The sequence below is a fragment of the Pseudomonas sp. Q11 genome, from assembly GCF_024494355.1.
GTDB classification, from domain to species: Bacteria; Pseudomonadota; Gammaproteobacteria; order Pseudomonadales; family Pseudomonadaceae; genus Aquipseudomonas; species Aquipseudomonas hefeiensis.
Genome location: NZ_JAKNQY010000003.1, coordinates 243,033 through 257,823 on the forward strand (window position 1 = coordinate 243,033; position 14,791 = coordinate 257,823).

A 14,791-nucleotide genomic window follows, 5' to 3' on the forward strand; every position below is an offset into this window, starting at 1 on the left:
AAAAAAAGTGCGGGCATTTTCTCAGAGCGCGACGCAGAAAGACAGCCACAAGCGGCAAGCTACAAGCCGCAAGTTAAAAGCGCCGTTGCTTCAACTTGCGGCTTATAGCTTGAAGCTTGCCGCTGGGGTCTTTAGACCCCCAGATAATCCAGAATCCCTTCAGCCGCATTGCGGCCTTCGAAGATGGCTGTCACCACCAGGTCCGAGCCACGGACCATGTCGCCGCCGGCGAAGATCTTCGGGTTGCTGGTCTGGTGTTTGTACTGGCCCTGTTCCGGGGCCACGACGCGACCCTGGCTGTCGGTCTGGATGCTGAACTGTTCGAACCACGGCGCCGGGCTTGGGCGGAAGCCGAAGGCGATGACCACGGCATCGGCCGGGATGATCTCTTCGGAACCCGGGATCGGCTCGGGGCTGCGACGACCGCGGGCGTCCGGCTCACCGAGACGGGTCTCGACCACCTTCACGCCTTCGACCTTGTCTTCACCGACAATGGCGATCGGCTGGCGGTTGTAGAGGAACTTCACGCCCTCTTCCTTGGCGTTCTTCACTTCTTTGCGTGAGCCGGGCATGTTGGCTTCGTCACGACGATAGGCGCAGGTCACCGACTTGGCGCCCTGGCGAATCGAAGTGCGGTTGCAGTCCATCGCCGTGTCACCACCGCCGAGCACCACAACCTTCTTGCCTTTCATGTCGACGAAATCTTCCGGCGACTTTTCAAAGCCCAGGTTGCGGTTGACGTTGGCGATCAGGAAGTCCAGCGCATCGTAGACGCCCGGCAGGTCCTCACCGGCAAAGCCGCCCTTCATGTAGGTGTAGGTGCCCATGCCCATGAATACGGCATCGTACTCTTCGAGCAGTTGTTCCATGGTCACGTCCGTGCCCACTTCGGTGTTCAGGCGAAACTCGATGCCCATGCCGGTGAAGACTTCGCGACGATTGCTCAGCACGGTCTTTTCCAGCTTGAACTCGGGGATACCGAAGGTCAGTAGGCCACCGATTTCCGGGTTCTTGTCGAACACCACCGGGGTCACGCCGCCACGCACCAGCACGTCGGCGCAGCCCAGGCCTGCCGGGCCAGCACCAATGATGGCGACACGCTTGCCGGTCGGCTTGACCTTGGACATGTCCGGGCGCCAGCCCATGGCGAACGCGGTGTCGGTGATGTACTTCTCCACCGAACCGATGGTCACCGCGCCAAAACCGTCGTTGAGGGTGCATGCACCTTCACACAGGCGATCCTGCGGGCACACCCGGCCGCAGACTTCCGGCAGGGTGTTGGTCTGGTGGGACAACTCGGCGGCCTGGAGGATGTTGCCCTCGGCCACCAGCTTCAGCCAGTTGGGAATGAAGTTGTGCACCGGGCACTTCCATTCGCAGTACGGGTTACCGCAGCCCAGGCAGCGGTGGGCCTGGTCGGCCGACTGCTGGGGTTTGAAAGGCTCGTAGATTTCCACGAACTCTTTCTTGCGTTGACGCAACAGTTTCTTCTTCGGATCCTTGCGCCCGACATCGATGAATTGGAAGTCGTTGCTTAGACGTTCGGCCATCTTCAAAACCTCTTACACGACAGCTTCAAGCTATAAGCTTCAAGCTGCAAGACAATCACGGTGGCAGGCACAACGCGCACTGCTGTTAACTTGCGGCTTGAAGCTTGCCGCTTGCTGCTGCGTCGTTTACTGCGGACTCGCACGAGTACTGGAAAGCAGAGATTTCAAGCTCGCCGCCTTAGGTTTGACCAGCCAGAAACGGCGCAGATAGTCATCGAGGTTTTCGGCGAGTTCACGACCCCACTCGCTGTCGGTTTCCTCGACGTATTCGTCCAGCACGCGCTGCAGGTGGCTGCGGTAGGCTTCCATCGCCTCGCCGCTGATCCGCTGGATTTCCACCAGTTCGTGATTGACCCGGTCAACGAAGGTGTTGTCCTGGTCGAGCACGTAGGCGAAACCGCCGGTCATCCCAGAGCCGAAGTTGTAACCGGTCTTGCCCAAGACACAGACGAAACCACCGGTCATGTACTCGCAGCAATGATCACCGGTGCCTTCCACCACAGTGTGGGCCCCGGAGTTACGCACGGCGAAACGCTCGCCCGCGGTGCCAGCGGCGAACAGCTTACCGCCGGTGGCGCCGTACAGGCAGGTGTTGCCGATGATGGCACTGTCCTGAGTCTTGTAGACACTGGCCTTGGGCGGAACGATGACCAGTTTGCCGCCGGTCATGCCCTTGCCCACGTAGTCGTTGGCATCGCCTTCCAGGTACATATCCAGGCCACCGGCGTTCCAGACGCCGAAGCTCTGGCCTGCGGTGCCCTTGAAACGGAAGGTGACCGGCGCCTTGGCCATGCCCTGGTTGCCGTGCTTGCGGGCGATTTCGCCGGAGATCCGCGCGCCGATGGAACGGTCGCAGTTGCAGATATCCAGGTCGAACTCGGCACCACTGAGGTCGTTGATCGCCGAAGCGGCCATGTCGACCATCTTCTCGGCCAGCTCGCCCTTGTCGAACGGCGGGTTGCGATCAACCTGGCAGAACTGTGGCTTGTCCGCCGGGATGAGATCGCTGCCCAGCAACGGTGTCAGGTCCAGGTGATGCTGCTTGGCGGTCTGGCCCTCGAGCACTTCCAGCAGGTCGGTGCGGCCGATCAGCTCTTCGAGCGAGCGCACGCCCAGTTTCGCCAGCCACTCGCGGGTTTCCTCGGCCACGTAGGTGAAGAAGTTCACCACCATGTCGACGGTGCCGATGTAGTGGTCCTTGCGCAGCTTTTCGTTCTGGGTCGCCACGCCGGTGGCGCAGTTGTTCAGGTGGCAGATACGCAGGTATTTGCAACCCAGGGCGATCATCGGCGCAGTGCCGAAGCCGAAGCTCTCGGCGCCGAGGATGGCTGCCTTGATCACGTCCAGGCCGGTTTTCAGGCCGCCATCGGTCTGCACCCGGACCTTGCCGCGCAAGTCGTTGCCGCGCAAGGTCTGGTGGGTCTCGGCCAGGCCCAGTTCCCACGGCGCGCCAGCGTACTTGATCGAGGTTAGCGGCGATGCGCCGGTGCCGCCGTCATAACCGGAAATGGTGATCAGGTCGGCATAGGCCTTGGCCACACCGGCGGCGATGGTGCCCACGCCGGCTTCTGCCACCAGTTTCACCGAGACCAGAGCCTTCGGGTTCACCTGCTTGAGGTCGAAGATCAGTTGCGACAAGTCTTCGATCGAGTAGATGTCGTGATGCGGCGGCGGCGAGATCAAGGTCACGCCGGGTACTGCGTAACGCAGTTTGGCGATCAGCCCGTTGACCTTGCCACCAGGCAGTTGGCCGCCTTCGCCGGGCTTGGCGCCCTGGGCAACCTTGATCTGCAGCACTTCAGCGTTGACCAGGTACTCCGGCGTCACACCGAAGCGGCCGGTGGCCACCTGCTTGATTTTCGAACTCTTGATGGTGCCGTAGCGCGCCGGGTCTTCACCACCTTCGCCGGAGTTGGAACGCGCGCCAAGGCGGTTCATGGCTTCGGCCAGGGCTTCATGAGCTTCCGGGGACAAGGCGCCCAAGGAAATACCGGCGGAATCAAAGCGCTTGAGCACCGATTCGAGCGGCTCGATTTCGCTGAGGTCCAGCGGCGTATCCAGGGTCTTGACCTTGAGCAGGTCGCGGATCATCGACACCGGACGGTTGTCCACCAGCGAGGTGTATTCCTTGAACTTGCCGTAATCGCCCTGCTGCACGGCGGCTTGCAAGGTGTTGACCACGTCCGGGTTGTAGGCGTGGTATTCGCCACCGTGGACGAACTTCAACAGGCCGCCTTGCTGGATCGGCTTGCGCGGGCTCCAGGCTTCGGCCGCCAGGGCTTTCTGTTCGGCTTCAATGTCGACGAAACGCGCACCCTTGATGCGGCTTGGCACGCCACGGAAGCTCAGCTCGCAGACTTCTTCGGACAGGCCGATGGCCTCGAACAATTGCGCACCGCGGTACGAAGCGATGGTCGAGATCCCCATCTTCGAGAGGATCTTGAGCAGGCCCTTGGTGATGCCTTTGCGGTAGTTCTTGAACACCTCATAGAGGTCGCCCAGCACTTCACCGGTACGGATCAGGTCACCCAGCACTTCATAGGCCAGGAACGGATACACCGCCGAAGCACCGAAACCGATCAGCACCGCAAAGTGATGCGGGTCGCGAGCGGTGGCGGTTTCCACCAGGATGTTGGAATCGCAGCGCAGGCCTTTTTCAGTCAGGCGATGGTGCACCGCACCGGTGGCCAGCGAGGCGTGGATCGGCAGCTTGCCCGGGGCAATATGACGGTCGGTCAGCACGATCTGGGTGCGACCGGCGCGCGCGGCTTCTTCAGCCTGATCGGCAACGTTGCGGATCGCCGCTTCGAGGCCGACGCTTTCGTCGTAGTTCAGGTCGATGACCTGACGCTCGAAGCCCGGGCGGTCGAGATTGGTCAGCGAGCGCCACTTGGCCGGGGAAATGACCGGTGAGCTGAGGATCACGCGCGAGGCGTGTTCCGGCGACTCCTGGAAAATGTTGCGCTCGGCGCCCAGGCAGATTTCCAGCGACATCACGATCGCTTCGCGCAGCGGGTCGATCGGCGGGTTGGTCACCTGGGCGAACTGCTGGCGGAAATAATCGTATGGCGTGCGCACGCGCTGCGAGAGCACGGCCATCGGCGTGTCGTCGCCCATGGAGCCGACCGCTTCGTAGCCCTGCTCACCCAGCGGGCGCAGCACCTGGTCACGCTCTTCGAACGTCACCTGGTACATCTTCATGTATTGCTTGAGCTGATCGACGTCGTAGAAAGCCGAACCGTGATCGTTGTCCTCCATGGTCGCCTGGATGCGCAGGGCATTCTTGCGCAGCCATTGCTTGTACGGATGACGGGACTTGAGACGGTTGTCGATGGCGTCGGTGTCGAGGATCTGGCCGGTTTCGGTGTCCACGGCAAAGATCTGGCCCGGGCCCACGCGGCCCTTGGCGATGACGTCTTCGGGCTGGTAGTTCCAGACACCGATTTCCGAAGCCAGGGTGATGAAACCGTTGGTGGTGGTCACCCAGCGCGCGGGGCGCAGACCGTTACGGTCCAGCAGGCACACGGCATAGCGACCGTCGGTCATGACGATACCGGCCGGGCCGTCCCATGGCTCCATGTGCATGGAGTTGTATTCATAGAACGCACGCAGGTCCGGGTCCATGGTCTCGACGTTCTGCCAGGCCGGCGGCACCAGCATGCGCACGCCACGGAACAGGTCGATGCCGCCGGTGACCATCAGCTCCAGCATGTTGTCCATGCTCGAGGAATCCGAACCCACGCGGTTGACCAGTGGGCCGAGTTCTTCCAGGTCCGGCATCAGGTCGTTGGCGAACTTGGTGCGACGGGCCACGGCCCAGTTGCGGTTGCCGGTGATGGTGTTGATCTCGCCGTTGTGGGCGAGGAAGCGGAATGGCTGGGCCAGCGGCCATTTCGGCAGGGTGTTGGTGGAGAAGCGCTGGTGGAACACGCAGATCGCGGTTTTCAGGCGCTCGTCGCTCAGGTCCGGATAGAAGGCGGTGAGGTCCGCCGGCATCATCAGGCCTTTATAGATAATGGTCTTGTGGGAAAAGCTGCAGATGTAGTGATCGGTGTCGGCAGCGTTGGCCACGGACGAACGACGACGGGAGCTGAACAGCTTGATCGACATGTCCTGGTCGCTCAGGCCTTCGCCGGCGATGAACACCTGTTCGATCTGCGGCAGGCGCTCGAGCGCCAGGCGGCCAAGGACGCTGGTGTCGATCGGCACTTTGCGCCAGCCAACCAGTTGCAGGCCGGCGGCCAGGATCTCGCGATTCATGTTTTCGCGAGCCGCCTCAGCCTTCACCGGGTCTTGGTTGAAGAACACCATGCCCACGGCGTACTGCTTGGGCAGGGTCACGCCAAACGTTTCCTGGGCTATGGCACGCAGGAACTCGTCAGGCTTTTGAATCAGCAAGCCACAACCGTCACCGGTCTTGCCGTCGGCGTTGATCCCACCACGGTGGGTCATGCAGGTCAGGGCCTCAATGGCCGTTTGTAAAAGGGTATGGCTGGGCTCGCCCTGCATATGAGCTATCAGGCCGAAACCGCAGTTATCCTTGAATTCATCTGGTTGGTACAGACCTGCTTTCATAGACACTTTCTCACCAGGCTGCCTCTTATCGAGGCAAATTTCTTTTCAATTCAGCCAGTTGCGTGCCGCGCCGAACGTACGCCAGCTTTGCGGGGGCAAAAGGGAGGTCATTGTACACACCGACACAAGGGCTCACAAATTTGACGACGAAACGTCGCAAATCCATGTCGCATTTGTGAAAGGTTTAAAGCCATACGCTGTGCTAGTCAAAACTTTTTTGGGTTCGACCGCTGCGACTCAAACGCTACTGTGACGCAGACACCACAAGGCGCGCGGCCTGGAAGGTCGCTCGCCCTTGCGGAAATTTTGAGGTGCCGGGAGAGGCGGCCTGGGTAAGGCCGCCGAATCTTCAGCGAGTTGCTGCCAGTTCCTGTTGGACGCTGGCGACAGTGCGAGGCCAAGGTTTACCAGCCTGAACCTTCGCTGGCAAGGCCTTGATGGCGGAAACGGCTGCATCACGGTTGGCGAAATTGCCGTAGGTGATGACATAAAGCGGTTTGCCGTTAAGCATTTTCTTGAAATAACGGTACTCGCCGCCCTGCTCCTTGACGAATTTTTGCGCAGACGCTTCGGAGCTGGTGCCGAGGACCTGCACCACGTAGCTGCCTGGAGCCTGACCCGCGTACCAGCTACCGCCCGCGGCCTGGGTGGCCGGCTTGGCGGCCGGGACTGGAGCAGGTTTGGCGGTGGCCACCTGGGCGGGGGCCGGTGTTGGCTTAGCGGCCGGAGCGGGCGCCGGGGTCGGCGTGGGTGACGGACCGGCCGGCACACCCGTCGGTGGCGCGGTGGTGGTCACGGTTGGCGGCGTATCGCTGGTGTCATCGATCGGTGGTGCCGTGCCGTCGTCGCCTTCGGTGATGCCGCCAGCGGCCTCAGCCAGGGGACTGCGCATGACCGGTTGCGACTGGCCGACCAGCGGCAGCGGCATCGGTTGGGTGTTACCGGCAAATTCCACCTCTGGAGCAGCGCCATTGGGTTGCGCTGCGTCCTGGCCCAGGGGTAATTGGGCCTGTTCGTTGGCCGGTGCGCCCGTGGTCGGTGCCTTGCTGCGACCCGGCATCAGCCAGGCGGCGGCGATCGCGACCACGACAACGGCGGAAATCGCCAATACGTGTTTCTTCGGCATGTTGAACCCCATACTTGGACGCTTAACCGCTGAGCGGCTGGCAATCATGACTTCAATGAGAGCATCGCGGGCCACCTGGTTAATATTTCCAGGCCAGCCATCGGAGCTTTCGTGAATCTCAGAGATCTGATCCGCGGTGAAAAGTTCGATGCCCCGACCGGCGCCTTCAAGACGTTGGGCCAGGTATTCACGGGTTTCTTCTTCGGTGTAGGGCGCCAGCTCAATGACGTGGAAGCGCTCTTGCTCAAGATTCAGCTGCTCCAGATCGGCGATCAGCGACGACTCGCCAAACAGGAAGACGTGGGGACGGCCTTCCGGCGCACCGGCAGCCAGGGCCAGCAAGGCTTCGAGGGCAGATTCGTCGAGTTGCTCGGCGTCGTCCACCAACAGATAGACTTCCTGCCCGGTCAGGGCCAGTTGCACGATCTGATCCAGAATCGCACCGACTTCAGCCTGGGCGACATTCAGCGCCTGGGCCACCTGACGCAACACACCGGCCGCGTCACCGGCGCCGCGGGCCGATACCACCACGCTTTGCACCGACTGTTTGTTGGTGCTGGCCACCAGAGCCTGGCGCAGCAAGGTCTTGCCGCTGCCTTGAGGGCCGGTGACCACCAGCAACAACTGGCTGTAACGCGCCAGGTGATGCAGCTGGCCCAGGACCGGCTTGCGCTGGGCGGGGAAAAACTTGAAGCCTGGAACCCGTGGCGCGAAAGGGTCATGACTCAACTGGAAATGGCCGAGGAAAGCCTCGTCGGCATGCAAACTAGTCATCGGAATCTTATTAACCTTTAAGCTGAGCCAGGGCGCGATAATCCGCTCCCAGCGTGGCCTGTAGAACCTCTTTCGGATAATCGTCGGTCACCACAGCTTCGCCCATGCGGCGCAGCAGCACCAGACGCAGGCGACCGTCGATCACTTTTTTGTCGATTGCCATGTGTTCGAGAAAATCGGCTTCGGTCATTTCTTCGGGCGGGATCACCGGCAACCCGGCGCGCTGGAACAGAGCGATACCGCGATCGCGTTCCTGCTCACTGATCCAGCCCAAACGCGCGGACATCTCCAGGGCCATGACCGTACCCGCCGCAACCGCTTCGCCGTGCAGCCAGACACCATAGCCCATGTGGGTTTCGATGGCGTGGCCAAAGGTGTGGCCCAGGTTGAGGGTGGCGCGCACGCCCGACTCGCGCTCATCGGCACCGACCACCGCAGCCTTGGCCGCACAGGAACGTTCGATTGCGTAGGTCAGCGCGGCCTGATCCAGCGCACGCAGGCGGTCGACGTTTTCCTCAAGCCAGCCCAGGAACGGTTCGTCGCAGATCAGCCCGTACTTGATGACTTCCGCCAGCCCGGCAGAAAGCTCGCGGGCAGGCAATGTATTGAGGGTCGCGGTGTCGATCAGCACCACGTTGGGCTGGTAGAAAGCGCCCACCATGTTCTTGCCCAGCGGATGGTTGATCCCGGTCTTGCCGCCTACCGACGAATCCACCTGCGACAACAGGGTGGTGGGGATCTGGATGAAATCAACACCGCGCTGATAACAAGCGGCGGCGAAACCGGCCATGTCGCCGATCACGCCGCCACCCAGGGCCACCACCGTTGTGCGGCGGTCATGCCGCGCGGTCAGCAGGCCATCGAAAATAAGCTGCAGGGTTTCCCAATTCTTGAAGGCTTCGCCGTCGGGCAGCACCACGGAAATGACCGAGAAAGCCGACAGGCTGCGGGTCAGACGCTCCAGATACAAAGGTGCGACGGTTTCGTTGGAGATAATCGCCACTTGCCGCCCGGCGATATGCGGCGCCAGCAAGTCGGGCCGGTCCAGCAAACCTTCGCCAATGTGAATCGGGTAGCTGCGCTCGCCCAGGTCGACCTTAAGTGTCTGCATGTGTCCCCACAGTGAAGATGGAATCAGGCATCCTGCCTGCAATTAACGAAAGTCCACGGTGCCTGTTGCGATGTCAATCGGTGGCTATCGGCCACGTCCCGGCGGGCCATGACGGGACGCTGAGGATAACGCATTTCCCGCGACGTATTAACGAGGTGGCAGTTGTTGCAGGCGGTCAAGAATGTCCAGCACCACCATTCGTGGCGGCCGCTCGTCGGTCTCCACCACCAGGTCAGCGATCTCCCGGTATAGCGGATCACGCAGTTCCAGCAGGTCGCGCAGGGTCTTGGCCGGGTCGGCGGTGCGCAACAGCGGACGGTTACGATCCCGAGCGGTGCGACCGACCTGCTGTTCGACGGAAGCGTGCAGATAAACCACTCGTCCGCCGGCATGCAATGCCCGACGATTGGCCTCGCGCATCACTGCGCCGCCACCGGTGGCCAGCACCACACCGTCGAACGCGCACAGTTCGGCGATCATCGCCTGCTCGCGGTCACGAAAGCCCGGCTCGCCTTCCTTATCGAAGATCCATGGGATATTGGCGCCCGTGCGCAATTCAATTTCCTTGTCGGAATCTTTGAATGGCAGGCGCAGCTCTTTGGCCAGCAAACGGCCGATGGTGCTTTTTCCAGCGCCCATCGGCCCAACAAGAATCAAATTTCGCACAGAATCAACGACTCACAGCAATCGCCTGGTTATTCATGATACGCGGAGTGAGGAATACCAACAGCTCGGATTTTTTCTCCGAAACCACATCACGCCGGAAAAGGCGGCCAAGATACGGCACATCGCCAAGAAATGGCACCTTATCTACGACCTTGCTCTGAGTATTTGAGAAAACCCCGCCAATCACAATGGTCTCGCCGTCATTGACCAGCACCTTGGCGTTGACTTCGTTTTTCTTGATTGGCGGCACATCCTGCACCTTGTTCAGGTAATCCGGCTCATCCTTGGTGACCTTGACCTCCATGATGATGCGGTTGTCCGGAGTGATCTGCGGGGTCACCTCCAGGGACAGCGAGGCCTCCTTGAACGACACCGAGGTGGCACCACTGGAACTGGCTTCCTGATAGGGAATCTCCGTACCCTTGAGGATCTTTGCCGTCTCTTTGTCAGACGTCACCACCTTGGGTTGGGAGACAATTTCCCCGTTGCCGGTTTTCTCCATGGCCGTCAACTCCAGGTCCAGCAATACATTGTCGGTGATGAAGGCGATGCCGATGCCCGAGGTATTGCCCGACGCGCCCAGATCGACAAACGGCTGGTTGGTGCTGGTGCTGCCTGGCGTGCCGATGGTGGTGGAGTCGCCGGTGGTGACCCCGGAGGAGTTCCAGTTGCCCTTGTTCTGTATCGACCCACCCCAGCGCACGCCCAGGCTCTTGTCGTAGTCGACGTTGGCCTCGACAATCCGCGCCTCGATCATGACCTGGCGCACCGGGATATCCAGTTGCGCCACGATCCGGCGCAGTTCATCGAGCCGGTCCTGGGTCTGGTAGGCAATGATGTTGTTGGTTCGCTCATCAACCGTGATCGTACCGCGCTCATCGGCCTTGGCTTCGGCGCTGGTCACCGACTGGAACAGCTTGGCAATGTCCGCAGCCTTCGCATAGTTGACCTGCAACAGCTCACGCCGCAGCGGCGCCAGGTCGGCAATCTGCTTCTGGGATTCAAGTTCCTGGCGCTCACGGGCCGCAATTTCGTCGGCAGGAGCGACCAGCAGCACGTTGCCGACCTTGCGCTTGTCCAGCCCTTTGGTCTTGAGCACCAGGTCCAGCGCCTGGTCCCAAGGCACATTTTGCAAGCGCAGGGTAATGCCGCCCTGCACCGTGTCGCTGGCCACCAGATTGAGGTTGGTGAAATCGGCAATCAGTTGCAGGACCGAGCGCACCTCGATGTCCTGAAAGTTGAGGGACAACTTTTCACCGCTGTAGGCGGCGCGACCGGCATCGCGTTTCTGCAGGTCCTCGACAGTCATGGGCCGGACACTGACGGTCAGCTTGTTATCCGTCTGGTAGGTGGAGTAATCGAAAGTACCGCTGGGTTCGATGCTGATAGTGGCCCGGTCGGCGCCGGCACTGGCGTTGACAAACTGCACCGGGGTGGCGAAATCCTTGACGTCCAGGCGCACTCGTAGCGGCTCAGGCAACCGGGTCTTGGCAAAATTGAGGATGATCTTGCCTTCACGCTCCTGAATGTCTGGGGTGATGGAAGGATCCGACAGATCGATCACCACGTTGCCTTCGCCTTGGGTGCCGCGCTGGAAATCAACGCCTCGAATGGCCTTGCCCGCCGGCGCACTGGCTCTGGCCGGCACAGCACTGGGGGCTGCCGGGCGTGATACCTGGGAAGTGGCGCCGGGAGCCGCACCCTTGCCGACCACCACGAGCAGGGCGTTGCCCTCGACCCGCGCGGTATAGGGCGCAAGCTGGGTAAGGCCGATGATCAAGCGGGTACGATCCCCCGCCTCGACCACCGTGGCGCTTCGTGCATTGCCAGCGCCAAGATCATGTCTCTTGTGGGCCAGCTGGCTGGTTACCCCTGGCAGATCCAGGGCGATCCGGGCCGGTTGCTCGGTGGTATAGCCCCGGGGCGCAGGTGGCGGCCCGTCGAAGGTGAGCTTCAACTCGATACGGTCCCCGGGCAGCGCCGCGACATCCAGCGTTTTCAGATTGGCCGCATGAACCATCGGCGACAGCAGCGCTATCCATAGCGACATACCGAGGGTTGGAAAAATCCTGTTCATTGTTCGAGTTCCACTATTGAGTGCTCTTTCAGAGGAATGGTCCGTGGCCGTTCCAGCCAGGCGCCCTCGCCATCAGGAACGATTTCGACCACATCGACCTGAGTGGCGCTGATGCCGACGATCCGCCCGTCGTTGCGTCCCAGATAGTCACCGACCTTGAGCCGGTGAACCCCACCCGCACCGCGTAGCAGCGCGAAGGAGCCGCTGCCGTTGGAGATCGTCCCGACCATTTCAAACTGCTCGATGTTGAAGCCTTCCAGGTATTGCTTGACCCGGGCCGGGTCGGGCCGGACATTGCGCGCGCCCTTCTGGCGACCGGCCTGATCCACCCTGACCTGCCGTGAAAACGGGCTGCGCAGGTCGGCGGCACTGTAAGTGAAGGTTTCGTAGGGCCTGAACGTCGGCGTTGGCTCGATCTTGCCGGGCGGGCGCAGCCGCACTTCGTTCATGTAGGCGTCCAGGTCGCTGAAGCCGTTATCGTTGTTGCAGCCCGCCAGCGCGAACAGCCCTGCCAGCAGGAGAATGCGACAAGCCGGCGTCATGGCTGCACCTGCTGCTCGTTGTACCGGTAGGTCCTGGCCTGGATGCTCATGCGCAGTTTCGTCCCCGCATCGGGCTCCATCGGGGCGATGTCGAAATCGTGCAACGTGACGATCCGCGGCAGTCCGGCAACGCCGCTGACAAAGGTTGCCAGGTCATGGTAGTCGCCGGTCACGGTGATCTGGATCGGCAGCTCGATATAAAACGGCTGGGTGACCTCCGGTAACAGCTTGATTTCCTCGAATTCCAGGCCACTGCCCAGACCGGTGCGAGTGATGTCCTCCAGCAGGCCAGGCACTTCGGTGTCACTGGGCAATTGCCGCAACAGCACGCCGAAGGAGGCTTCCATCTGTTTCATCTGTTCGATGTAGCGCTCCAGGTTCGCGGCCATGTGAGCTTTACCCGCAAACTGTGCCTTGAGGGTGTTTTCTTCCCCACGCACTTGCTGCAGCTGGTTCTCCAGGTCACTCAAGGCAAAGTTATAGCCCAACCCCAACACCAGGATGACCAGCAGGATGCCGGTCATCCATTTGACCGGCATCGGCCAGGAGCCAATGTTGTTGGTGTCCAGCTCGCTGATGTCGATCTTGCGCAGCGCTTCGAACCACTCTCCCGGCTTCATTGGGCGTCCTCGGCAATGGCCGGACGGGTCTGGCGAACCGTCAGCTGGAAGACGTTGGCCTGGTCGAGCTGACCGGCCGTGGTGGCCTTGACCTCCGTCAGGCTGGGTGCATCGAACAGGTCCGAGGCGTCCAGGTTACGCATCAGGTCCGAGACCCGGTTGTTCGATTCCGCGGCGCCCTTGATCGAGAGCGTCTTGTCTTCCATCTTCACTTCGGTGAAATAAACCCCGTCCGGCAGGGTTCGCGCCAGTTGATCGAAGATGCGCCCGCTCACCGGCCGGTTACCCTGCAAGTCCTGGATGATGCGCATGCGCTCCAGCAGTTGCTGGCGGCGGGCCTTGAGTTCGCTGATCTGCTTGATGCGCTCGTCCAGCACCGCGATCTGCTCGCTGATATGACTGTTGCGAGCCACTTGGTAGTCAATGGCACTGTCCAGGTATCGGACCGCGATCAGCGTCAGGCCCACCGCCCCGACCAATGCGCCTACCAGTGCCAGCAAAAAGCGCTTGCGACGCTCCTCACGCAGTTCCTCTCGCCAGGGAAGAAGGTTGATCCGCGCCATCAGTCAAAGCTCCTGAGGGCCAGCCCGCAGGCAATCATCAAGGCCGGTGCATCACTGGCCAGGGCACCGGCATTGACCTTGCTGCCCAGGGCCATGTTGGAAAACGGATTGGCCACCTGGGTCGGCGTGCCCAGGCGCTGTTCGATCAGCCGGTCCAACCCCGCGACCGAGGCGGTGCCTCCGGCCAAGAGGATGTGGTCCACCGCACTGTACTGGCCCGACGCAAAGAAAAACTGCAAGGATCGCGATACCTGCTGCACCAGGGCCTCGCGAAAAGGTTGCAGGACCTCACCGAGGTAATCGTCTGGCAGGCCACCCTGTTTTTTTGCCTGCCCGGCCTGCTCGGGCGACAGGCCGTAGCGACGCTGGATTTCTTCGGTGAGCTGGCGACCGCCGAACAATTGTTCGCGGGTATAGATGATGCGCCCGTTATGCAGCACGCTCAGGGTGGTCATGGTGGCGCCGATGTCGATCACCGCCACCGTCAGCCGCTCCTGGGACGCGGCCAGTTGCGTGGCAAGCAACCCAAAGGCGCGCTCCAGCGCATAGGCCTCCACATCGACCACCTTGGCGGTCAACCCCGCGAGCGCCAGCGCGGCCTCGCGAACCTCGACATTCTCCTTGCGACAGGCGGCCAGCAGCACCTCGACCCGCTCGGCGCTGCGCGGTGAAACGCCCAGGACTTCGAAGTCGATGGCCACCTCGTCCAGCGGATAAGGAATGTATTGATCGGCTTCGATCTTGAGCTGGTTTTCCATGTCGTCGTCGGAAAGTCCGGCGTCCATCTCGATGGTCTTGGTGATCACCGCCGACCCCGCGACAGCCACTGCCACGTTGCGCAAGGGTGTCCTGGCCTTGGCGAGCACCCGTGACAATGCCTGGCCCACGCCTTCGAGCTCGGCAATGTTCTTTTCCACCACGGCGTTGGCCGGCAACGGTTCCACCGCATAGGACTCGACACGGTACCGCTCGCCCTGGCGACTCAACTCGAGCAGCTTTACCGAGGTGGAACTGATGTCTATCCCCAAAAGCGTATGGGCTTTTTTATTGAAGAGTCGTAGCACTACCAATTCCCTATGACTATCCGTGAGTTACGGACTCTCTAATATGCGTTGCGTTCAATCACTCCGGCCCGACGGACGTCCGGGTGGCGTTACCGACGGAAAAAAATGCTTATAATGCCCAGC

At 61.3% G+C, this 14,791-nt stretch carries 10 protein-coding genes; all 10 read right to left on the reverse strand.

Going from position 1 to position 14,791, the window contains the following annotated elements; genetic code table 11:
- Nucleotides 1-131 precede the first annotated feature (131 nt).
- A complete protein-coding gene (locus MA884_RS05255; protein ID WP_256229392.1) occupies nucleotides 132-1,550 on the reverse strand; it encodes an FAD-dependent oxidoreductase in 1,419 nt (472 codons plus the stop codon).
- 126 nt (nucleotides 1,551-1,676) lie between these two features.
- Entirely contained in the window at nucleotides 1,677-6,125 is a 4,449-nt protein-coding gene (gltB, locus tag MA884_RS05260; RefSeq protein WP_256229393.1) for a glutamate synthase large subunit, read from the reverse strand.
- A 349-nt stretch (nucleotides 6,126-6,474) separates the two neighbouring features.
- Nucleotides 6,475-8,025, reverse strand: coding sequence for an AAA family ATPase (locus MA884_RS05265; RefSeq protein ID WP_256229394.1), 1,551 nt, complete (start codon nucleotides 8,023-8,025; stop codon nucleotides 6,475-6,477).
- 10 nt (nucleotides 8,026-8,035) lie between these two features.
- Nucleotides 8,036-9,136 carry a 3-dehydroquinate synthase gene (gene aroB, locus MA884_RS05270; RefSeq protein ID WP_256229395.1) on the reverse strand — a complete coding sequence of 367 codons (1,101 nt, stop codon included), beginning with the start codon at nucleotides 9,134-9,136 and terminating at the stop codon, nucleotides 8,036-8,038.
- 147 nt (nucleotides 9,137-9,283) lie between these two features.
- Nucleotides 9,284-9,802 (reverse strand): shikimate kinase AroK, encoded by a 519-nt coding sequence (gene aroK, locus MA884_RS05275; protein WP_003196983.1) that lies wholly within the window; start codon nucleotides 9,800-9,802, stop codon nucleotides 9,284-9,286.
- A 4-nt stretch (nucleotides 9,803-9,806) separates the two neighbouring features.
- Nucleotides 9,807-11,879, reverse strand: a complete 2,073-nt coding sequence (gene pilQ, locus MA884_RS05280; RefSeq protein ID WP_256229397.1) for a type IV pilus secretin PilQ — start codon at nucleotides 11,877-11,879, stop codon at nucleotides 9,807-9,809.
- Nucleotides 11,876-12,421, reverse strand: coding sequence for a pilus assembly protein PilP (locus MA884_RS05285; RefSeq protein ID WP_256229399.1), 546 nt, complete (start codon nucleotides 12,419-12,421; stop codon nucleotides 11,876-11,878). The genes pilQ and MA884_RS05285 overlap by 4 nt, the downstream gene beginning before the upstream one ends.
- On the reverse strand, nucleotides 12,418-13,041 hold the full coding sequence (gene pilO / locus MA884_RS05290) for a type 4a pilus biogenesis protein PilO (protein ID WP_256229400.1): 624 nt from the start codon (nucleotides 13,039-13,041) through the stop codon (nucleotides 12,418-12,420). Before pilO ends, MA884_RS05285 begins: the two co-directional genes overlap by 4 nt.
- The gene (locus tag MA884_RS05295; RefSeq protein ID WP_256229401.1) at nucleotides 13,038-13,604 is read right to left on the reverse strand and encodes a PilN domain-containing protein; all 567 of its coding nucleotides are present in this window, start codon (nucleotides 13,602-13,604) and stop codon (nucleotides 13,038-13,040) included. The genes pilO and MA884_RS05295 overlap by 4 nt, the downstream gene beginning before the upstream one ends.
- Nucleotides 13,604-14,668, reverse strand: a complete 1,065-nt coding sequence (locus tag MA884_RS05300) for a pilus assembly protein PilM (RefSeq protein ID WP_214913703.1) — start codon at nucleotides 14,666-14,668, stop codon at nucleotides 13,604-13,606. Before MA884_RS05300 ends, MA884_RS05295 begins: the two co-directional genes overlap by 1 nt.
- Nucleotides 14,669-14,791 lie beyond the last annotated feature (123 nt).

What these genes read in the sequence shown, in the direction of transcription:
- MA884_RS05255 (WP_256229392.1), bottom strand. Translation starts at nt 1,550, where the DNA reads ATGGCCGAACGTCTAAGCAACGACTTCCAATTCATCGATGTCGGGCGC.
- gltB (WP_256229393.1), bottom strand. Translation starts at nt 6,125, where the DNA reads ATGAAAGCAGGTCTGTACCAACCAGATGAATTCAAGGATAACTGCGGT.
- MA884_RS05265 (WP_256229394.1), bottom strand. Translation starts at nt 8,025, where the DNA reads ATGACTAGTTTGCATGCCGACGAGGCTTTCCTCGGCCATTTCCAGTTG.
- aroB (WP_256229395.1), bottom strand. Translation starts at nt 9,136, where the DNA reads ATGCAGACACTTAAGGTCGACCTGGGCGAGCGCAGCTACCCGATTCAC.
- pilQ (WP_256229397.1), bottom strand. Translation starts at nt 11,879, where the DNA reads ATGAACAGGATTTTTCCAACCCTCGGTATGTCGCTATGGATAGCGCTG.
- MA884_RS05285 (WP_256229399.1), bottom strand. Translation starts at nt 12,421, where the DNA reads ATGACGCCGGCTTGTCGCATTCTCCTGCTGGCAGGGCTGTTCGCGCTG.
- pilO (WP_256229400.1), bottom strand. Translation starts at nt 13,041, where the DNA reads ATGAAGCCGGGAGAGTGGTTCGAAGCGCTGCGCAAGATCGACATCAGC.
- MA884_RS05295 (WP_256229401.1), bottom strand. Translation starts at nt 13,604, where the DNA reads ATGGCGCGGATCAACCTTCTTCCCTGGCGAGAGGAACTGCGTGAGGAG.